The sequence below is a fragment of the Gemmatimonadota bacterium genome (assembly GCA_009835325.1).
In the GTDB taxonomy this organism is placed as follows: Bacteria; JAAXHH01; JAAXHH01; order JAAXHH01; family JAAXHH01; genus JAAXHH01.
The window spans coordinates 1-20,018 of sequence record VXWP01000013.1 but is presented as its reverse complement, the minus strand read 5'-3'; the positions used below and the strand labels follow the sequence as shown (position 1 = coordinate 20,018).

At 62.7% G+C, this 20,018-nt stretch carries 11 protein-coding genes; 3 read left to right on the top strand and 8 right to left on the bottom strand.

Translation table 11 applies throughout. The features are described 5' to 3' along the window. Positions 1-28: 28 nt before the first annotated feature. From F4Z81_01435 to F4Z81_01420, 4 genes are all read right to left on the bottom strand, one after another. Positions 29-4,519: a DEAD/DEAH box helicase gene (locus F4Z81_01435; GenBank protein MXW03708.1), complete on the bottom strand. Its 4,491-nt coding sequence runs from the start codon at positions 4,517-4,519 to the stop codon at positions 29-31. A 567-nt stretch (positions 4,520-5,086) separates the two neighbouring features. Then, positions 5,087-5,281 carry a hypothetical protein gene (locus tag F4Z81_01430; protein ID MXW03707.1) on the bottom strand — a complete coding sequence of 65 codons (195 nt, stop codon included), beginning with the start codon at positions 5,279-5,281 and terminating at the stop codon, positions 5,087-5,089. A gap of 21 nt (positions 5,282-5,302) precedes the next feature. Beyond that, on the bottom strand, positions 5,303-6,145 hold the full coding sequence (locus F4Z81_01425; GenBank protein MXW03706.1) for a phytanoyl-CoA dioxygenase family protein: 843 nt from the start codon (positions 6,143-6,145) through the stop codon (positions 5,303-5,305). A gap of 11 nt (positions 6,146-6,156) precedes the next feature. Continuing rightward, on the bottom strand, positions 6,157-7,563 hold the full coding sequence (locus F4Z81_01420; GenBank protein MXW03705.1) for an amidohydrolase: 1,407 nt from the start codon (positions 7,561-7,563) through the stop codon (positions 6,157-6,159). Between the two features lie 113 nt (positions 7,564-7,676). On the opposite strand from F4Z81_01420, the gene F4Z81_01415 reads away from it, so the two are divergent. Together F4Z81_01415 and F4Z81_01410 are read left to right on the top strand one after the other, a co-directional pair. Beyond that, positions 7,677-8,591, top strand: a complete 915-nt coding sequence (locus F4Z81_01415; protein MXW03704.1) for a hypothetical protein — start codon at positions 7,677-7,679, stop codon at positions 8,589-8,591. A 54-nt stretch (positions 8,592-8,645) separates the two neighbouring features. After that, positions 8,646-9,503 carry a hypothetical protein gene (locus F4Z81_01410; GenBank protein ID MXW03703.1) on the top strand — a complete coding sequence of 286 codons (858 nt, stop codon included), beginning with the start codon at positions 8,646-8,648 and terminating at the stop codon, positions 9,501-9,503. A gap of 65 nt (positions 9,504-9,568) precedes the next feature. Here the strand turns inward: F4Z81_01410 and F4Z81_01405 are convergent, their stop codons facing one another. The 3 genes from F4Z81_01405 to F4Z81_01395 form a co-directional block, all read right to left on the bottom strand. Next, on the bottom strand, positions 9,569-14,257 hold the full coding sequence (locus tag F4Z81_01405) for a hypothetical protein (protein MXW03702.1): 4,689 nt from the start codon (positions 14,255-14,257) through the stop codon (positions 9,569-9,571). Positions 14,258-14,293: 36 nt separating this feature from the next. Further along, positions 14,294-16,081, bottom strand: coding sequence for a hypothetical protein (locus tag F4Z81_01400; protein MXW03701.1), 1,788 nt, complete (start codon positions 16,079-16,081; stop codon positions 14,294-14,296). A 113-nt stretch (positions 16,082-16,194) separates the two neighbouring features. After that, complete coding sequence (locus tag F4Z81_01395; GenBank protein ID MXW03700.1) at positions 16,195-16,641, bottom strand: GNAT family N-acetyltransferase; 447 nt, start codon at positions 16,639-16,641, stop codon at positions 16,195-16,197. A 142-nt stretch (positions 16,642-16,783) separates the two neighbouring features. Between F4Z81_01395 and F4Z81_01390 the strand changes: the two genes are divergently transcribed. Further along, the gene (locus F4Z81_01390; GenBank protein MXW03699.1) at positions 16,784-17,110 is read left to right on the top strand and encodes a TfoX/Sxy family protein; all 327 of its coding nucleotides are present in this window, start codon (positions 16,784-16,786) and stop codon (positions 17,108-17,110) included. Positions 17,111-17,214: 104 nt separating this feature from the next. Here F4Z81_01390 and dnaE read toward each other — a convergent pair. Beyond that, positions 17,215-20,018, bottom strand: a 2,804-nt coding sequence (gene dnaE / locus F4Z81_01385) for a DNA polymerase III subunit alpha (GenBank protein MXW03698.1), incomplete at its 5' end; no start/stop codon positions are given.

Here is a 20,018-nt window from a genome sequence, read left to right as displayed (position 1 = left end):
AGGACCGTCGGTCCGCTTCTCATGCGCACTATGACTTCTGCGCACCGGCCTTTTCTCGGGTCCGACGTCCGCTCAGGTAGGCTTTCAGCTTCGGCGGGAAATCCCGCTTGACCAGCTCCTGCCGCAGCGCCCACTGTTCTTCGGCCGCTACCGGAGAGGTCTCCCTGATTTCGCCGCCTTCCATGATCAGGATCGGTTCGCCGTCCCGGTAGAGGATCCGGTTGGTCGTGATGCCGGGTACGCGCCGCCCGGGCGTGATGATGCCGACCAGGTTCAGGGGGTCGGCGGCGCTGATGGCCACGAGCGTGCCCTGTTTCTCCTTCCGCCGGATGCTGCGCAGCAGGGTCACGGCTTCGCCCAGGGCGTACTGCTCGCCCCAGACGCCGTTCACGAACCGGCCGCCGCGGATCTCTCCCCGGGCTTCCATCCGCCGAAGCACCCGCACGAGGTCCCGCCACGGCGGTGAGGTGTTCTCCCGCTCCGTCAGGCGCCGGAACACGACGCCGTACCGGGCGAGCGCGACGCGGGCATAGGCCTCGAGATCCTCTTCCGCGTTGCCTTCCGCCGGCACGCGGGACGTCAGTCCCCACCGTCCCGCCGTCGACAGGTCGAAGGGGTTCCGGCGTTCCCGTCCCCGCCTCGACTCCCGGTGACGGGACGGCACCAGCAGGGCCCGGAGGCCCGCGAAACTGTCCGACGTGACCATCCCCGCCGAAACCAGTTCCGCAACGGCCTCCTCGGCGTGGGTCCGAAGGAGGCCGGACTGCGAGGTGATGTCGTCGAAAAACACCGCGCCCTGCCGGGTCATCAGGTCCAGTACCGTCTTCGCGTAGGTGGAAAACGGAAGTTCGTCGTCGCCGGTCACGCCGCTCAGGGACATCCACAGAGAACGGTTCATGCGGTCCACGATGGCGATGGGCGTCGACCGGATCGGACCGGCCGTCTTTCCGTGCTCGCCGTTCGACCGGTGGGGACGGAGCCGTCCCCAGGCGTACTTGCCGGAAAGGCACAGGTTGTCGAGCCAGGCGTAGTCGTAGTCGGTAACGCGGGACGGCAGGATCTCGCTCTCCCAGGCCGCGGCCGGCGCCTCCACGCCTTCCAGCATGCGCAGCACCGCGGTCACGGCGTCGGCGCCCTTGAGCCGGGTGTCAGGCGCCAGGTGATGCCAGGTAAAGAGGAACTGCATGAAGTCGGCGGGTGAAACGGGCTGGATCTCCCGGCGCAGTTTGGTGATCGTGAAGCGGTGGATCCGCGCCAGCAGCCGCCGTTCGCACCACTCCAGCCCGTCCGCGTCCGGCGAAAACTGTCCCCTGAATACGAATCCCTCCTGCTCCAGGGCGGCCAGCGCCTGATCGACCTTGCCGACCGGCAGGTCGATGGACCCGGCCAGGCCGGCCGCCGTGACCGGACCCAGCGTCTCCAGCCTCCCGCGTATCAGTTCCACCAGCGCGTATTCTGTCAGTACGTGCTCTTCCGTGGCGGATGCGTCGGCCGGCCTGGTCGGCTCGGTCGGCTCGGATGCGTCGGCCGGGCGGGCCTGCCTGGCCGCGGCCTGAAAACCCTTCTCCAGGTTGCCTCTCACGTCGTCCGGGATTGCCTCCGCCGGTTCGAATCGCCCCTGCGGATGCACCCGCTCGAAATGGATTCGCCGTTCCAGGGGCGTCCACAGGCGTTTCCCGCCCTCCGTCACGAGCGTGGCGGCCCGGCGGTCGCCTTCCAATACGGCGAAGTACTCCGTCCAGCTCCCGAACTGATCGCCCTTTCGCCCCTCTTCTTCCGTGACATACCCCGCGAGCACCAGGGCGTCGTGGAGTTCGTCGGGACTGCGCACCTCGGGCCAGGCGTCGCCACGCACGGTGTCGATAGCCTCGGGGTCCAGGCGTCCCAGGTCGCCGGCGACCGCGGGGTCGAGCCAGCGGCGGTTCCGGACGGCGTTGGTCCGCCGCTCCTCGAGGGGTGCGTCGTCCAGGAAGGCATAGGGCCGGGCGTTGAGGATCTCCTCGGCCATGGGCGAGGGCTCGCGGAGGTCCCGGGCGTGCACGTTCATGTCTCCGGACTTCATCGTCTTCAGGACAGTCTCCAGGGTCTCGACGTCCATGGCCTCGTGCAGGCAGTCCTCGATCGTCTGGCTGACCAGGGGATGGTCCGGCACCTCCCGGTCGCCCGCGATGTTCTCCAGGCACGCGATCTGGTCGGGGAACACCTGGGCGATCAGGTCCTCGGCCACGGACCGCTGAATCTGCGGCGGCACCCGGTCGCCGCCCCTGCGCCGCAGCACGGCCAGGGCGGTGGACGCGTTCCAGCGCCAGCGCACTTCGAACATGGGCGCGTCGAGGAGCGCCTGGACCAGGACCTCCCGGACCGTCTTGGCGTTGAGGTAGCTGAAGACGTCGTCCAGGGAGAAGCTGTGGGTGGCGCCCAGGGACAGGATGATGGAATCCTCGTTGGCCGCGGCCTGCAGCTCGAAGTTGAAGGTCCGGCAGAAACGCTTGCGCAGGGCCAGTCCCCAGGCCCGGTTGACCCGGCTTCCGAAGGGGCTGTGCAGCACCAGGTGCATGTCGCCGGCCTCGTCGAAGAACCGTTCCGCCACCAGGTCCTTCTGCGAGGGGATGACGCCGAGGGCCGCCTTGGCCGCGCCGAGGTACTCCGCAATCTGCGTCGCCGCGACGTGGGAAACGCCCGCGGATTCCATCAGCCAGTCCTCGGCCTCCCGCTTCCATTCCGGGTCGAGCTTCCCTTTTTCCGAACCCACGTCCATCCGGCTCGCCACCTCTTCCCTTAGCCGCGACAGCGAAGCGGAGAGTTCGACCGTCCTCCCCGGCGCCTCGCCGAACCAGAAGGGCATGGTGGGCGGCAGGCCCTGGGCGTCCTCCACGCGGATCTTGCCCTTCTCCACGCGCAGGATCCGCCACGAGTTGTTCCCCAGCTGCACGATGTCCCCGGCCGTGCTCTCGATGGCGAAGTCCTCGTTCAGCGTGCCGATGAAGGTCTCCGTGGGCTCCATGATCACGTCGTAGTCGAACTGGTCGGGAATCGTCCCGCCCGACATCAGGGCGTTGATCCGTGCCCCCTTCCGGCCCCTGACCGTACCGTTCATGAGGTCCCGCTGGATGTAGGCGTGCTTGCGGCCCCGGCGCGGCGTATAGCCCTCGGCCAGCATGGACACGACGCCGTCGAATTCCTCCCGGGACAGACCGCGGTAGGGATAGGCCTTTCGCACCAGGTGGTACAGATCGTCCTCGCTGAAATCGCAGTTGGCCACCTCCGCGATCATCTGCTGGGCCAGCACGTCGAGGGGCTGTTCGGGGATGATGATCCGGTCCAGCTCGCCCCGCCGCACCGAGTCCATGATCGCGGCCGCCTCCACGAGTTCGTCCCGCGTCAGGGGGAACAGGCGGCCCTTCGGCGTGCCCGTAATCGTGTGGCCCGAGCGGCCCACCCGCTGGATGAGCGTGGCGATCGCCTTGGGAGAGCCGATCTGGCAGACGAGATCGACGGATCCGATGTCGATCCCCAGTTCCAGGGAGGCCGTGGCCACGAGGGCCTTCAGCGCGCCGGCCTTGAGCCGCTGTTCGGCGTCGTGCCGGTGCTCCTTCGACATGCTGCCGTGGTGGGAGGTGACGTTCTCGGTGCCCAGCCGTTCGCTCAGGTGGCGGGCCAGCCGCTCCGACATGCTCCGCGTAGTGACGAAGACCAGGGTCGTCCGGTGCCGCAGGATGAGCTCCTCGAGGCGTTCGTACACCTCTTCCCACACCTCGTTCGACATGACGGCGCCGAGGGGGGAACGGGGCACTTCGATCTTCAGCTCGAGTTTGCGCCGATGCCCGGTGTTGAGGATCTTGCAGCCCTTGCCCTTCGCGTAGCCCGCGCCGGTGAGGAAGTGGGCGATCCGGTCGATGGGTTTCTGCGTGGCCGATATGCCGATGCGCGTGAGCGGACCGGAGGTAAGCCGTTCCAGCCGCTCCACCGAAAGGGCCAGGTGGGATCCCCGTTTGTTGCCCACCAGCGCGTGGATCTCGTCGATGATGAGCGTGTGCACGTTCGGCAGGATCCGGCGCCCGCCCGCGCTGGTCAGCAGCAGGTAGAGGCTTTCCGGCGTCGTCACCAGGATGTGGGGCGGATGCTTCGTCATGGCGGCGCGCTCGCTCGTGGGCGTGTCGCCGGTTCGGACCGCCACGCGGATCGGCACGTCTGGCCGGCCGCGCTCCTTCAGGATCGCCTGAATGCCCTTGAGCGGGACCTGCAGGTTGGCGTGGATGTCGTTACTGAGAGCCTTCAGGGGCGAAACGTAGACGATCTGCGTGCCCTCGGGCAGCGATCCGTACTGGCCCTGGCGGACCAGGTCGTCGATGGAGGACAGGAAGGCCGCGAGCGTCTTGCCGGAACCCGTGGGCGCCGCGATCAGCGTGTTCTGACGCTGCTTGATGACCGGCCAGGCGCGCTTCTGGATGTCGGACGGTTCCTCGAACCGGTCCTCGAACCACGCGGCCACGGCGGGATGGAAGAGGTCGTTGGTCATGGGAATTCTGATCTTGAGATTTCGGTTTCAGACGGACCGGCGCGTTTCCGGTGAACTTTCGCGCATACGGCTAAACGGTCCGGCGAAGGAAAGTGCTATACTTAAGAAGGAAGTCGATTTCTTTGTTACAATCAAGTGTTGAGTGCGATCCCCGCGCCGGATTTCTCGATCGCGGGCGCAGCGGCGAGCACAGGTGCGGCGCATCCATGGCTACCGGAGGATTCCGGACCGAAGGTAACCAGCCGGAGCGGATATGTACCCCTGGGTGGCCGCCTACATCAGAAAGTCGGAAAATGTCCGGAAGATACTGGGCGGCAAGGGTTTTTGCGATAGGTGACGGAAGCTGGTACAGGTGACGACGGCTAGTAGGCTATGGCGTAGATCAACAGGCCAGCGCCCAGGATGAGCGCGATCAATCCACGGTTCCGGGTGGTGAGCCCGATCCGCTCCACCGTCCTGCCGCCGGCCCATACGACCACGCCCGATACGAAAAGGTAGAGCCCGGCGGCGATCAGTAACACGCTCATGATGCTGGCCCGCTGCTGAGACTATGGGTCCTGGGAAAAGTCAGGTCAGCAAGGTAATCCCGATGGTGTTTATGACCACCCCCACGGCCATGGCGATCTTGCCGCGCCTGGGGGTGGAAAGGCCGATACGCCCCATGTTGTTGCCGCCGGCCATGGCGAGCAGGCCCGTGATGAAGAGAGACATGCCCACGAGCATCAGTGGAAAGATAAAGACCGCATCCAATACATCGCTCATACCGGGTGACTCCTTGTTAAATCACGCCTCGTATAGCACCGGGCAATAGGCGGGATCGTCCAGGTGCTGCAGGTAGTAGTCGTTGCGGCCTTCCACCGGCCGGGTGTTTTCAGTCCGCAGGTGAAAGGCGAAACTGCGGCGCGGTGCGTTCGATACGTTCGGCCCGCTGGCGTGGTAGGTATGGCGGTCGTGGAAACTGACCGCGCCGGGAGGCAGGACCGCCTCGACCTCAACCCAGCTTTCTCCCTCGGGTACGGGGATGTCCTTCCGCTGCGCCTCGTGGTCGTGGCCGAAGAAGTCGCCGCTGTCCAGCAGCCCCCACCGGTGCGAGCCCCGCAGAAACCGCATGGGGCCGGACGCCGCCGTCACGTCGCTTACGGCAACCCATGCCGTGAACAGCTCGCCTTCCAGGTACCTCCAGTACTGCTTGTCCTGATGCCAGCCGACATTGCCGGTCACCCCGCCGTCAGGGCCGGCCGGTGGCTTGTAAAGCATCTGGGACGCCCACAGCTGGACGCGCTTCGCCCCCAGCAGGACGGACGCCCAGTGCCCGATGGCGGGGTGCGAGGCCAGTTCGTAGATCGTCCGGTCCGACAGGTGCGCCTGGTCGATCTTGCGGATGCACTTCGGGTCGTCGCCCGGGTTCCATGAACGGCGCGGCGGTTCCCCGGTCTCGTATTCGCCGGCCATGACCGCGTCCATGCTGGCCGTGACCCGGCTGATCAGGTCGGTGGGGATGATGGGCGGCGAGAAAAAGAAGCCGTCTCGCCGGTACCGTTCGCCGGCGTCCGGGGGAATACCGACCTTCGGCTCCGGAGAAATGGCCGCCTTCGAAATGGTACTTGTCATCTGGTCCTCGCGCATCCGGCAGCGCACTACGCCTCAGGCAGCGCGCTCTTGTAGGTCTTGCCGTCCCGCGCCTCGTCGAATTCCTCGTTGGCGCGTTTGAGCAGGTCCGGGTCCCGCAACAGGTCGAGGCCCGTAAGCGCCAGGGACTTGGCCGCGAAGAGCATGCCCCTGCTACCGATGCTCGAACCGGAGGAGGCGACCATCTGCCAGCTGTGGGCCGGCGTGCCCAGGGGCCAGCAGCAGGTCGTGAGCTGCCCCGTGGGCGCGATCCAGCTCACATCGCCCACGTCCGTCGAACCTTCCACGTGCGGCGGGGTATCGGTATGGGGAAGCACCTGGGTCCAGAGGGGATTCTCGATGCTTTCGGCAATGGAATCCTTGACCGTCGATTTCTCCATCCGCTCGTAGGCCGACCGGACCGCGTTCTCGGGAAAAGTCGCCTGGAGCTGCCGGGCGAAGCGCCGTTCCTCGGCGGTGAAGGCGAGATCGTTCACCGCCTGCATGTTCTTCAGCATCAGATCGGAGATCGTGCCGTTCGGCAGGACCTCGTAGGCGCCCCCGATAAACTCGATATCGTGGGTCGTGCCGCTCATCAGCGCGGCACCCTTCGCGATGTCGAGTACCCGTTCGTACATCTCGTCCACCTCGGCGCGTTTCGGCGATCGGATGTAGTACCACACCTGGGCAAAGGCCGGCACCACGTTCGGCGCTTCCCCGCCGCTCGTTACCACGCTGTGGATGCGCGCTTCCGGGATCACGTGCTCCCGGAGGTAGTTCATGCCCACGTCCATCAGCATCACGCCGTCGAGGGCGCTGCGACCCTGGTGCGGCATGGCCGAGGCATGGGCGGCCACGCCGTGGAAATTCACCTTGAAGGAGTTGAGCGCGAGCGACGAACCGTTCCAGACCACGTTCGTTGCGCCGGGATGCCAGGTGATGGCGGCGTCGAGGTCGTCGAAGACGCCGTCATTCGCCATGAGCACCTTGCCCACCACCTGTTCTTCCGCGGGACAGCCGTAGTACCGGATCGTGCCGCCGATGCCATCCCGTTCCATCGCGCGCTTCAGGGCCTTTACGGAACCCAGGCACGCCGTGCCGAAGAGATTGTGGCCGCAGCCGTGGCCGGGGCCGCCCGGTTCGATGGCTTCCCGCTCGGCGGAAACCGTCTGGGACAGGCCGGGCAGTGCGTCATACTCCCCCAGGTAACCGATGATGGGATCTCCCGAGCCCCAGGTGGCGACGAAGGCCGTTTCCATCCCCCCGGCGCCCCACTCGATGGTAAAGCCGTCCGCTTCCAGATCCTTTGCCTGCAGTTTCGACGCGTAGGTCTCCTGCATCGCGATCTGCGGATGGTCCCAGATGTCCATGGCCATCCGGGACAGGTCGTCGTCCTGGTCGCTTATGTAATCGATGATCAGTTTTTCCGCGGTCATGGTCGGGCTCTCCGGTCGGTGCACGGAATATTCGTGGAAAATGAGGGATTTGGGATGTCGATGCGGTATACAAGGGTATATTATAACTGTCGTCAGGCCTACATGCAACGCAGATGCAACGATTATGCAACGCAGATGCACTGTATATACATTGTAGATACGACTACACCATGCGCCAGTTCGACCGGAAATTCGGCGAGCGCCTCATCGATGAATCGCCCATGACGCCGGCGGTCTACCTGTTCAAGGACGGGCAGGGCACCGTTATCTACGTCGGCAAGGCCGCGAACATAAGGCGGCGACTCCAGCAGTACCGAAACGCCTCGCGCCGCAAGGTGCACCGCAAGATGCGGACGCTGGTCCGGGAGGCGAGCGCCCTCGAGATCATGCCGCGGGAATCGGAACGCGAGGCCCTGCTGCTCGAGAACGAACTGATCCGCAAGCTGAGGCCGCCTTACAACGAAGACGGCACCTGGGACTTCCTTTACCCGGCCCTCGGCCTGGGCGGCACGGAGAAGCAGGTCCTGCTCTGCTTCACGACCCATGTGGACGCGTGGAAGGATCTGGACCTCAAGTGGTACGGCGTGTTCAAGTCGCGGCGGCGCGCCCTGGCCGCCTTCGACGCGCTGGTCTACGTGCTGAAGCTGATCGGACATATCGAACCGGTCCGCCATCTTCCGCCCCACGAACGCATCAGGGGTTCCCGCCTGACCGGCTTTCGCCAGGTGCCGCCGGAAGTCGTTGCCTCCCTTGAACGCTTCCTGTCCGGCACCGGACCCGACGCCCTCGTGCCCCTGACCCACGGCCTGCTGGAGAAACCCGTCGCCCGTCTCAGCGCTTCGGAAGTCCAGCGGAACATCCGGTTTCTGGCGCACTTTCACGAACAGGATCTCGCTCCGCTGCGCGCGGCCATGGAATCGGCAGGCCATCCGGGAACCTACGTACCTCAGGACGAGCGGGACGCGCTGTTCCTTGCTACGGATGAGCGCATTGCCGATAATATCGATGGAGAATCACCTGTTCAGTAGTTTAGCAGAAAGGACAATTATGACTGAGTCAATCATCCAAACCCGGGACCGATCATGTTCAAAAGCGTAAAACACGATGTGTGGGCCTTCGACGCGGAATGGGTGCCTGACCCCGACGCGGGGCGCCTGCTCTACGACCTGCCGGCCGAAATGCCCGACTTCGAAGTCGTCCAGGAGATGTGGCGCCAGAACGGGGCCACCGAAGAAAAGCCGCGGCCCTTTCTCAAGTATGCCATGTCCCGCCTGGTCTCCATCGCCATGGTGACCCGGAGCCAGGATCCCCAGGGAAACGTCACGATCGACCTGCGCGTACAACCTCGGGACCCGGACAACCCCGATGACTGCGACGAAGCCACGATCCTGTCCCGGTTCCTCGAGAGCGTGGGGCGCCGCCTGCCCCAACTCGTAGGCTTCAATTCCACCGGATCGGACCTGCCAATCATGATCCAGCGAGGGATCATCAAGGGCATCACCGCGGCCGGGTTCTGCAAGCGGCCGGACAAGCCGTGGGAGGGCTACGATTACTTCTCGCGGGCCAGCGAATGGAACGTGGACCTGATGATGGCCATCGGAGAGTGGGGCAAGGCGCGCCCCTCCCTGAAGGAGATGGCGGTGCTGTCGGGCATCCCGGGCAAGATGGGCGGTTTCGACGGGGACAGCGTCGCCGAAGCCTGGCTCGACGGCGGCATCCGGCGCATTGCCCAGTACAACCAGCACGACGCCGTGACGACCTACCTCGTCTGGCTTCGCATCGCCCATTTCGCCGGGTTCTTCAACGACGACCAGTATCAGGAGGAACAGGACCTGGTGCGGTCCATGCTCGAAGAGAAGGCGAAATCACCGGAGAACGGTCACCTGGCCGAATATGTGCAGGAGTGGGATCGGCTGAGGGGGATGGTGGGGGCAGGGTGAGCCTCCTCCTGCGATGCGGGATCCGCAGCGTGCCACGAATTTACCGGCCTGACCCACTTCAGAAATCAGGGGCAATCAGGCAGGTCGAGCCCGGCCAGGTCATTCTGGGCTACATTATGCAGCGATATCGGAATGCAACCGCTGAACTCGTTTCCGCCGGAAAGGCCGAGAGATCTTAATTTCGCAAGACTGCCCAGAGACGATGGGATTTCACCCGTTAACCTGTTGGAACCAAGCAGTAACTGGGTCACTTCCGCCAGATTGCCCAGTGTTGGAGGTATGGAACCCGTCAGTTCGTTGCTATCGAGCCTGAAGTCCCGGACCTTAACCAGGTTCCCCATTGTAGAAGGGATGGAATCCGTCAACGCGTTCGAGTGGAGGTAGAAAAGCTCGACCCCGATCAGGCCACCCAGTGAAGAAGGGATGGGACCTGACAACTCATTTTCGAAGAGAGAGAAGAACTGCAGTTTCTGTAAATTCCCCAGCGAAGAAGGGATAGAGCCCGTCAATGCGTTCCTGGCCAGGCTAAGATCCCGCAAGTTAGAAAGATCGCCCAGTGAAGAAGGAATAGAACCCGACAGCTCATTGTCCTGGAGTCTCAGGTCCTGCAGTCCCGTGAGTTCGACCAGTGTATGGGGAATCGGACCCGACAGTCGGTTGTGGTCTAAGTCCAGTTGTTTCAATTCCGTTAGATTGCCCAACGACGGCGGGATGGAACCCGAAAGTTCGTTGCTTCGAAGGTAGAGTCCGGTCAGGTAAGATAGATTCCCCAGGACCGAAGGAATCGAACCTACCAGATTGTTTTCGTTTAGATGCAGTTCAATCACCCTTCCGTCGTCACCCAAACTCACCCCGTACCATTCACCGAGCGGTTCTTGGCTAATCCAGTTGGTATTGTTCGTCCAGTTGGGACCGTCCGTGGCGTGGTAGAACGCAACCAACGCGTCGTGATCGGACAGTGGTTCGGGTTCGTCCTCGCAATAAACGACACCGGATTGTCTCTCTATACCGGCCAGCCACGCCCTGAAAGCGGATTGGTCGGGTACGCACAACTTTGTACTTTCCAGATTCAAGTAACTCAAGGTGGAGATGGTGGTTAATTCGATAGGTAACCGTCCAACCATGTGCTCATTGTATTGTAGTTGCAACGATTCCAGCTTGTCGAGATGACCGAATTCAGGAGGGATTCCGCCCGACAACTGGTTGTTAGTAATACTCAGCCTTTCAAGCGCAACAAGATTGCCTAATTCGGGAGGTAGGGTGCCTGTCAGTTGCGTGCTATCAAGTGAGAGATTCTTCAGGCTATTCAGATTGCCGAGTTCAGACGGGATGGTGCCTTCCAAATCATTAGCCCCTAGATGTAGCGTTTCAAGGACGCGCAAATTGCCGAGTTCGGGTGGGATCGCGCCAGTCAGTTCGTTACCATACAGCAAAAGCTCAACCAGTGTACTGAGTTGTCCGATCTCCGGCGGTATGGACCCCGACAACTTGGTCTCGTAGATTTGTAATTCTCGGATTGCACTAAGTAGTCCGATTTCTGCCGGGATAGGTCCGGTCAAGCTGTTATGACCCAGATTCAGGAATGTAAGATTAGATAGCAATCCGATTTCCGGTGGAATGTGGCCCCTCAGTTGGTTGGCATAGAGATTGAGATCAACAAGGTTGCCAAGATCGCCGATTTCTGGTGGAATGACACCGTTCAACCGATTCAGTTCCAGTGCGAGCCAGGTCACCCTCCCATCGGCGTCCGTGGACACTCCGTACCAATCTCCAATCGGCTTGTCGCTTAGCCAGTTGGTGTTATTCGTCCAGTTCGGGCCGTCCGTGGCGTGGTAAAGCGCGACCAGTGCGTCGCGGTCAGACAATGGTTCGGGCGCATCCTCGCAGAAAATGACACCGGAATGTCTGTCGATGCTGCCCAGCCACGCTCGGAAAGTCTCATTGGATGGAACGCAAAGCTCCGTCCCTTCAAGGGCCAGGCGGTTCAAAGACGAAAGAGAGGTGATTGCAGTCGGAAGGGGACCTGACATATGTTGATTGTCTCGTAGATCCAACACCAACAGCTTGGTGACTCCACCTATTTCTGGTGGAACTCCCCCTGATAACTGGTTTTCAAAAAGGGTCAGCCGCTCAAGAACAGTCAAATTTCCGATTTCGGATGGTATATCTCCGGTCAACTGGTTCTCGCTTAAATGGAGGCCTTTAAGACCGACAAGTTGCCCGATTTCGGACGGGATTTCGCCTGATAACCGGTTTCTTTCCAACCTCAGGCCGTTCAAATTTACAAGCTGTCCGATTTCCGATGGGATTTCGCCGGTCAGTAAATTCGCGTGTAACAACAGGCCTCCAAGTTCTACAAGCTGTCCAATTTCGGGTGGAATTACACCCGTTAACCGGTTGCCATGAAGCGACAAGGTACGCAATTTCACAAGTTGCCCGATTTCGGGCGGGATTATACCCGTGAGTTGATTATCGGCCAAATCCAGGAAGACCAGATTGCTTAGTTGCCAGACTTCAGGCAGGATATTTCCGGTAAATTGGTTATAGGACAGGATCAGGTCTCTTAAATTTACTAACTGTCCGAAACTGGGTGGAATAACTCCGGTGAATTTGTTATCTGAAATGTCCAGGTATCGTAAACTGGCCAATTGCCCTATCTCGGGAGGAATCGGACCACTCAAGGCGTTACTGAAGAGTCGCAGCGTTCGCAGATTGGACAATTGTCCGATCTCGGGGGGGAGCACTCCGCTCAGGTTGTTCTCGTTTAGTCGCAGTCTAATCACTTTCACATCGTTGTCTGTCGTTACTCCATACCAGGTTCCAATCGGCTCTTCACTCAGCCAGTTGGTGTTGTCCGTCCAGTTCGGACCGTCCGTGGCATTGTATAGGGCGACCAGAACGTCGCGGTCGGATGAAGGTTCGGGTTCGCAGAACGTGACACCTGTTGCGTTTTCTATTGAATCCAGCCACACCCTGAATTCGTCGGTTGAAGGCACGCACAACTGCGTATATCCCATCGACAATTCGATCAGACTCACGTTGGTCAGCGAAGCAGGCAACGGACCGGTCAACCCTGTGTTGTCCTGGAGATTAAGCGTTTTTAGACTGGCAAGGCCGCCAAACTCGGAAGGTACCTCTCCTGTGAGTTGATTCTCGTTCAGATACAGCCTTTCCAGGTTGGTCAACCGACCCAATTCGGGAGGTATATTCCCCGTCAAACCGTTTTGAAGTAGTTCGAGTATACTAAGTTTGGAAAGACTTCCCAGTTCAGGAGGGATACTGCCGGTCAATTGGTTGGCACCGGCACTCAGTTCTGTAAGGTTGGCCAATGCGCCTAATTCTGAAGGGATACTGCCGGTTAACTGGTTACGGGCAATGCTCAGTGCCTTCAGGTTTGCCAGTTTTCCAAGTTCCGGGGGAATGCGTCCGGTCAATACGTTTTTCGCCAGATCCAGCGTGCGTAGTCTAGTTAACTCACCCAGAACTGGGGGGATGCTACCGGTCAGTTCGTTGTGGTCCAGCCGTAGAAAGTGCAGGTTGACAAGTTTTCCCATTTCGAGGGGAATACTACCGGTTAGCGCGTTAAAACCGACACTCAGAAGACGCAGTTCAGCCATTTCACCCAGTTCGACAGGTATATGCCCAGACAACGCGTTATTGTTCAGCCTTAGATTAATCACTTGCCCGCTGGCATTCGCGTCCACCCCGTACCAATCCCCAATCGGCGCATCACTCAGCCAGTTTGTGTTGTTCGTCCAGTTCGGACCGTCCGTGGCCTCGTATAGTGCGACTAATACGTCACGATCTGTCGACGTTTCCGGCGGGGGAGGAGGAGGCGGTGGCGGGTCCGGTGGGTCCGGCGGCTCTGTGCCCTCGATGACCACGTGGATCAACGCCTGCGCCGACGCGTCGCCCGAGGAAGCCGTGACCTGCGTCGTGCCGTTCGACACCGCGATCACCAGGCCGCCCGCGGCCACCGTGGCCACGTCCGGGCGGCTGCTCGACCACATCACCACCGCGCCCGGGATGGCCGCGCCATCCGAATCGTACACCTGGGCGTCCAGCTGCAGGCTCTGGCCCACGGCCGCCAGCGTCGCTTCCGATATGTTGAGCACGATGCGCGACGGCTCCGGCGCGACCTCGACGTAGACGGGACGGGACGTGGAGACTCCGCCCGAGGAAGCCGTGACCAGGGCATCCCCGGGCGACACCGCCGTCACCAGGCCGCTGGCGTCCACCGTGGCGATTTCGGGGTTACTGCTCGACCACACCACCGCCGCGCCCGGAATGATCCGGTCGTTTGCATCGAAAACCACCGCCGTGAACTGACCTGTCTCGCCCACCTGCGCCAGTGTGATGGAAGAAGGGGAGATCTCGATGCTGTCCGCCACCTGCTCCACCGAGACCGTCGCGGTTGCCGTGGCGTAACCCGATGAGACGGTGATCTGCGTCGTTCCGGCTCCCGCGGCCGTCACCACGCCCCGGTCGGTCACCCGGGCCACGCTGTTGTCCGCGCTGCGCCAGTTCACCGTGGCGTCGGCGATCACCCTGCTGTCCTGGTCCAGCACCGTGGCGTCGATACGCACATGGTCGTTGACGGCCGTGAACACGATCCGGTAGGTCGACAGCGTGATCGTAGTGGGTTCCTGCGTCGGCGGACCCGAGGGATTCGTCAGGCAGGCGGGCTGCAGGGACAGCGTTAGGGCCAGACCCACGAAAAGGGGCAGGAAGCGAGACCCGGGAGCGAACCTCATCTATACGATACCCTTACTGGATGGTTCATAAACGCGTCACGGCGAGCATTCAGTAACGCCCGACACCTCTGCTATGCGCGCCAACCAGGTCTGAAACGCGGAATCCGGTGGTACGCACAACTGGGTGGAATCCAGCGACAGGCTGGTCAGGCTTACGCCGGTCAGCGACAGGGGCAACGGACCGGCCATACCGCGGTTGTTTCTAAGATGAAGCGATCGCATGGTGGTGAGATGGCCCAATTCGGAGGGCACACCTCCGGACAGTTGATTGTTGTGCAGTTCGAACCCGACGAGACTTGTAAGTTGCCCGAGTTCGGGGGGAATGGTGCCCGTCAGTTGATTGTCGTGCAAACCGAGATGAGTTAGTCTGGTCCACTGTCCGAACGCCGGGGAAACAGCGCCGGACAGCCGGTTGTTGTCGAGCCTGATGGTTTCGAGCGCGGTTAGTCGGCCGAGTTCGGGAGGAATGCCACCCGTCAGATCGTTCTCCTGGAGATGCATGGCTTTCAGTCTGCCCAGCCGGCCCAGTTCAGGCGGAATACCACCCGATATCCGGTTGGCGCCTAGATTCAATGACACCAGGTTGACCATGTCGGCCAGTTCGGCCGGAATGCTGCCCGTCAGTTGATTCCCGTCCAGCGACAACTCGGCCAGTTTCAGCAAATGTCCAAGTTCAGGCGGTAGCCCTCCCGTCAACCGGTTCAGACCCAGGTCCATAGTCTTCAGCTCACCCAGGTGTCGCAGGTCCGCGGGCATCGACCCCGAGAGGTTGTTGTCTCTCAGGCGCAGTCCGACCACCCGCCCGTCGCCATCCGCGGAAACCCCGTACCAGGTCCCGATGGGCGTGTTGCTCACCCAGTTCGAACGGTTCGTCCAGTCCGGTCCACCCGTTTCGTTGTAGAAGGCGATCAGCGCTTCCCGATCGACCGAGGGCCGGGGTCCGGTGCCGCTGATGTCGACGGAAATCCGCGCGGATTCCCTGGCGTCGCCCGATGTGGCGGTGATCTGCGTGGTACCGTTAAACACCGCGGTAACCAACCCGGTTTCATCGACCGTGGCCACCGCGGGGTTGCTGCTGGACCATGTCACCGGCGCGCCGGGGATGGCCTCGCCATCGATATCGTACACCTTGGCCGCCAGCTGAAGGGTCTGTCCGACTTCGGTCAGCGTGGCGGAAGAAATATCGAGGGTGATACTGAACGCCTCAGGAGGGAAGAAGACCGAGACCGTGGCCACCATCGTCGCGGTGCCCGATGCGGCGTTGATCTGCGTGGTCCCGTCGGAAACCGCGGTCACCAGTCCGTTGGCGCCGACCGTTGCGACGGCGGGAAGACTGCTGGTCCAGACTATCGTTGCGCCGGGGATGACCGTGTCACCGCTATCGTACACCACGGCTTCCAGTTGAACGGTCTCGCCGACCGTCGTCAGCGTCGCGGATGCCGGTGTGATGGCGATACTTGCCGGCTCCTGCCGGACGCTGACCGACGCGGTCGCCCTGGCCTGATCGAACGAAGCGGTGATCTGTGCAGATCCGTTCGATGCCGCGGTTACCGTTCCACCCGGGTCGATCCTGGCAACGTTGGGATTGCTGCTCGACCAGGTAACCGACGCGCCCGGAATTATCCTGCTTTCCTGGTCCAGTACCGTGGCAGTGATTTGGATCATCTGGCCGACGGCGGTAAGCGAGACTTCGTATGAAGACAGGTTGATTGTGGCAGGCACCTGCGCCGGCGGTTCCGTGGGACCGTCTTTCCCGCACGAGAACAGTACGAACAGCGACAGGGTCGTTGTGAATGCTATGAGACCGCGAAGCATGCTGGTCAACGGAAGACTCCCGGATACGTTTCGAGCAATAGTTTCACAAAATGAACTGTTCGTTTTTGATAGTCAACATCAATTACGGAGATATAAACTTCATCATATTGCGTCGTCCGACTTCATATGAACATCTCCAGGCACCACGTCTTAAAGCCGTGATTCCGGTAGAACCTGAGCACACGGTCCAGGTCCATGGTGGCCGAGTGTACGCGGAACCGCCGGATGCCGTTCCGCCCGGCAATCTCCTTCATGCGTTCAACCAGCTTGCCGCCGATTCCCGCGCTTCGGAAGGGTTCCCTGACGTACAGATCGTATATTTCGAGGTGTTGCTCCCCCTCTTCGAATATACACAGGTCGCGGCTGACGTGGACCTCGCCGCGGCTGTACCCGATGACTTCGTCCTCTGCGACGGCCACGAGCAAATAGGGTCCCAGGGCTTCCCTTATTTCGTCTGGAGAACTAGGTCCGAAACCGTATGTTACCCCTTCGGATTCCCAGTCCAGGTCCAGCTGATGAACGGCTTCCACGTCTTCGGGTTCGCATTCACGAATGACCAGGTTTACCATTTGTGCGTCTCTCCTTGAATCGTGTTGGAATCGCGTTGGAATCGCGATACCATGTTGAAGTAACTGATGTCGACTTATATTGAGGAATGATAATGATTAAACTGGAACGAAAGCGACCATATTTGCCGGAAGGCGGGTCAAGATGAGCGACAACACGTTGGCCGGCCGGATACGGCCTCTGCTTTCACCGCATCCGGGCTACACCGAGAAAAACATGTTCGGTGGCGTCTGCTTCATGATCCACGGCAACATGTGCGTGGGGACCTGGAAGGGTTCGCTCATCGTGCGGCTCGAGCGGGAGAATCACGAGGAGACACTGGCCGAACCGCACACCAGACCCGCGGACATCGCGGGTCGGACCATGAGGGGATGGGCCCTGGTGGAGCCGGCGGGCATTGCGAGCGAGGACGACCTGGCGACCTGGGTGGCCCGGGCCGCCGACTACGCCGCGTCCCTGCCGGCGAAGTAGCCATACGGAATCCGCTTCCTGCTGTCTGATAGCAGGTTTTATGTCGTCCAATTGCAAGTTTGTTATCGGCCGATTGCAAGTTTTACGCCGGCTGATTGCAACCTTTATCGAAAATCCCGGCTCCGCAGCCGCAACGTGCGGTCCTCCAGCTTCGGGTCCCAGACCGCCTCGACCACGAGGTGGACCACGCCCTCGCCCACCTGCAGGTTGCCGGTCACGCCCATGCAGTGCAGCGTCCTGGCCAGCAGGGCGTTGCGCTCGAACACCTTTTCCCAGATGACCAGGTTCACGAAGCCGGTCTCGTCCTCCAGCGTCATGAAGGTGACGCCCTGGGCGGTCCCGGGGCGCTGGCGGCAGATGACCAGGCCCACGTAACGGACCGAGCGGCCATCCGGCATGCCGTTGAGTTCCCGGGCGGTGGGCAGTCCCCGGGCGGCGAGTTCGGCGCGGCGCGGCTTGAGGAGATGGCCCTGCACGCTGTGGCCGGCGGCCTGGTGGTCCCAGAGGATGGTCTCCAGGCTGTTCAGGGACTGGAAGCGGGGCTGGGCATCGCGGGATTTCAGCGGCAAGGGGGGCGGCCCGCCGGTTTCGGTCCCCAGGACCTGCCATAAGGCGCCGCGGCGGTCCGGACCGAACGGGCCAAGCGGACCGAAGCACGCGAAGGCGCCCGCCTCGGCCAGGGACTCGAGTTTGTCCGCGTTCAGGCCGCTCCGCCGGGCGACGTCGGCGATATCGCGGAAGGGCGCCTGCTCCATGGCCGCTTCCAGCCGCGCCCCGTCTCCTTCCCCCAGTCCGCGGACGTAGCGCAGGCCCATGCGGACCGCGAAGGGGAGGCGGGGTTTTCGGCCGGCCGCGCCGCGGCCCGAACCCGCTCCGGTCGCACCGCCACCGCCCTCACTGCCGACTGGACCGCTCGCGCCGCTGCCACCACCCGCGCTACCACCGCCCTCCCTCGCGATCTCCTCAAGGGTGCAGTCCCAGCGGCTGCGGCGCAGGCTCACCGGACGCACCTCCACCCCGTGTATCCGGGCGTCGTTGACGATGGTGGAGGGCGAGTAGAACCCCATGGGCTGGGCGTTCAGCAGGGCGCAGGTGAACTCCGCCGGGTAGTGGCAGCGCAGGTAGGCGGTGGCGTAGGCGATGTGGGCGAAGCTGGCGGCGTGGCTCTCCGGGAAGCCGTACTCGCCGAAGCCGCGGATCTGCATGAAGACGTGCTCGGCGAATTCCTCCGCGATGCCTTTTTTGATCATGCGCGAAACCAGCCGTTCCCGGTGCCGCTCGATCCGTCCCGACCGCCGCCAGGCGGCCATGTCCCGCCGGAGCTGGTCGGCCTCGCCGGGGGTGTAGTCCGCCGCCACCATGGCCAGTTGCATCACCTGCTCCTGGAAGAGGGGCACGCCCAGGGTCTTCTCCAGGACGGGCACGAGGCTTTCGTGGGGATAGGTGATCTCTTCCTCGCCGTTGCGCCGCCGCAGGTAGGGGTGGACCATGCCGCCCGTGATGGGCCCGGGGCGGACGATGCTGATCTCGATCACCAGGTCGTAGTAGGTGCGCGGCTTCAGGCGCCCGAGCATGGCCATCTGGGCCCGGCTCTCGATCTGGAACACGCCCACCGTGTCGCTGCGGCAGATCAGGTCGAAGGTGGCGGCGTCCTCACGGGGGAGCGTGGCCAGGGAGAGCTCCATCCGGCGGTGCCGCCGCAGGAGGTCGAAGCCGAGGTGCAGCAGGTTGAGGGCGCCCAGGCCCAGGAGGTCCACCTTGAACAGCCCCGCGTCCTCCACGTCCTCCTTGTCCCACTGGATCACCGTCCGCCCCTCCATGGTGGCGTTCTCGATGGGCACCAGGTCGTGGACGGGATGGTGGCCCAGCAGGAAGCCCCCGGGGTGGATGGAGAGGTGGCGGGGGAAGTCCTGGATCTCCAGCACCAGGGCGGCCAGGTGGCGCAGGGCCGGGTTCTCCGGGTCGAGGTCGGCCTGGCGGATGAAGTCCTCGTCCCAGTGCCCGTGGGACACCTGCCGGGCCAGGCGGTCCAGGCCGGTGGCCGGGATCTCGAGGACCTTGCCCACCTCCCGGATGGCGGACCGGTGGCGGTAGCGGACCACGTTGGCCACCATGGCGGCGTGGGTGCGCCCGTACTTCTTGTACACGTGCTGGATCACCTCCTCCCGGCGGTTGTGCTCGATGTCCAGGTCGATGTCCGGCGGCTCGGCCCTTTCCCTGGAGATGAACCGCTCGAAGAGGAGGTTCACCTGGGTGGGGTCCACGCCCGTGATGCCCAGGGCGAAGCAGACGGCGGAGTTGGCCGCCGAGCCGCGGCCCTGGCAGAGGATGCGCTCGCGGCGGCAGTACTCCACGATCTCGTGCATGGTCAGGAAATACCCCTCGTACTCCAGCTCCCGGATCAGGGCGAGTTCCTTCTTCAGCTGGGGGACCTGCGTTTCGAACTTGCCGCCCAGGCGGCGGGCCGCGCCCTCGAAGGTGCGCTCCTCCAGGTACTGGAAAGACGTCTTTCCCTTCGGCAGGCGCTCCAGCGGGTAGCGGTAGCGCAGTTCCCCGAGGGAGAAGGTGCAGCGGGCGGCCACCTCGCGGGTCCGTTCGAGGGACGCCGGGTCGTCGGCGAAGAGGCGGGCCATGTCCTCCGGCCCCTTGAGCGCGTGCTGGTCGTTCGGCCGGAGGAGGCGCCCGGCCGCGGGCAGGGTCACCCCCTCCCGGATGCAGGTCAGCACGTCCTGCAGGGGGCGCCGTCCGGGCGTATGGTAGAGGACCTCCACGGCGGCCACGGTGGGCAGGCCGAACCGGTCCGCCAGTTCCCGCAGGCGGATCTCCTTCAGGGTCTCCTCCGCCCGGCGGTGCCGGGCCAGGACCACGTACAGACGGTCTTCGAAGGCCGCGCGGAGCGGTTCGGGGA

What these genes read in the sequence shown, in the direction of transcription:
- F4Z81_01435 (MXW03708.1), bottom strand. Translation starts at nt 4,519, where the DNA reads ATGACCAACGACCTCTTCCATCCCGCCGTGGCCGCGTGGTTCGAGGAC.
- F4Z81_01430 (MXW03707.1), bottom strand. Translation starts at nt 5,281, where the DNA reads ATGAGCGATGTATTGGATGCGGTCTTTATCTTTCCACTGATGCTCGTG.
- F4Z81_01425 (MXW03706.1), bottom strand. Translation starts at nt 6,145, where the DNA reads ATGCGCGAGGACCAGATGACAAGTACCATTTCGAAGGCGGCCATTTCT.
- F4Z81_01420 (MXW03705.1), bottom strand. Translation starts at nt 7,563, where the DNA reads ATGACCGCGGAAAAACTGATCATCGATTACATAAGCGACCAGGACGAC.
- F4Z81_01415 (MXW03704.1), top strand. Translation starts at nt 7,677, where the DNA reads ATGCAACGATTATGCAACGCAGATGCACTGTATATACATTGTAGATAC.
- F4Z81_01410 (MXW03703.1), top strand. Translation starts at nt 8,646, where the DNA reads ATGTTCAAAAGCGTAAAACACGATGTGTGGGCCTTCGACGCGGAATGG.
- F4Z81_01405 (MXW03702.1), bottom strand. Translation starts at nt 14,257, where the DNA reads ATGAGGTTCGCTCCCGGGTCTCGCTTCCTGCCCCTTTTCGTGGGTCTG.
- F4Z81_01395 (MXW03700.1), bottom strand. Translation starts at nt 16,641, where the DNA reads ATGGTAAACCTGGTCATTCGTGAATGCGAACCCGAAGACGTGGAAGCC.
- F4Z81_01390 (MXW03699.1), top strand. Translation starts at nt 16,784, where the DNA reads ATGAGCGACAACACGTTGGCCGGCCGGATACGGCCTCTGCTTTCACCG.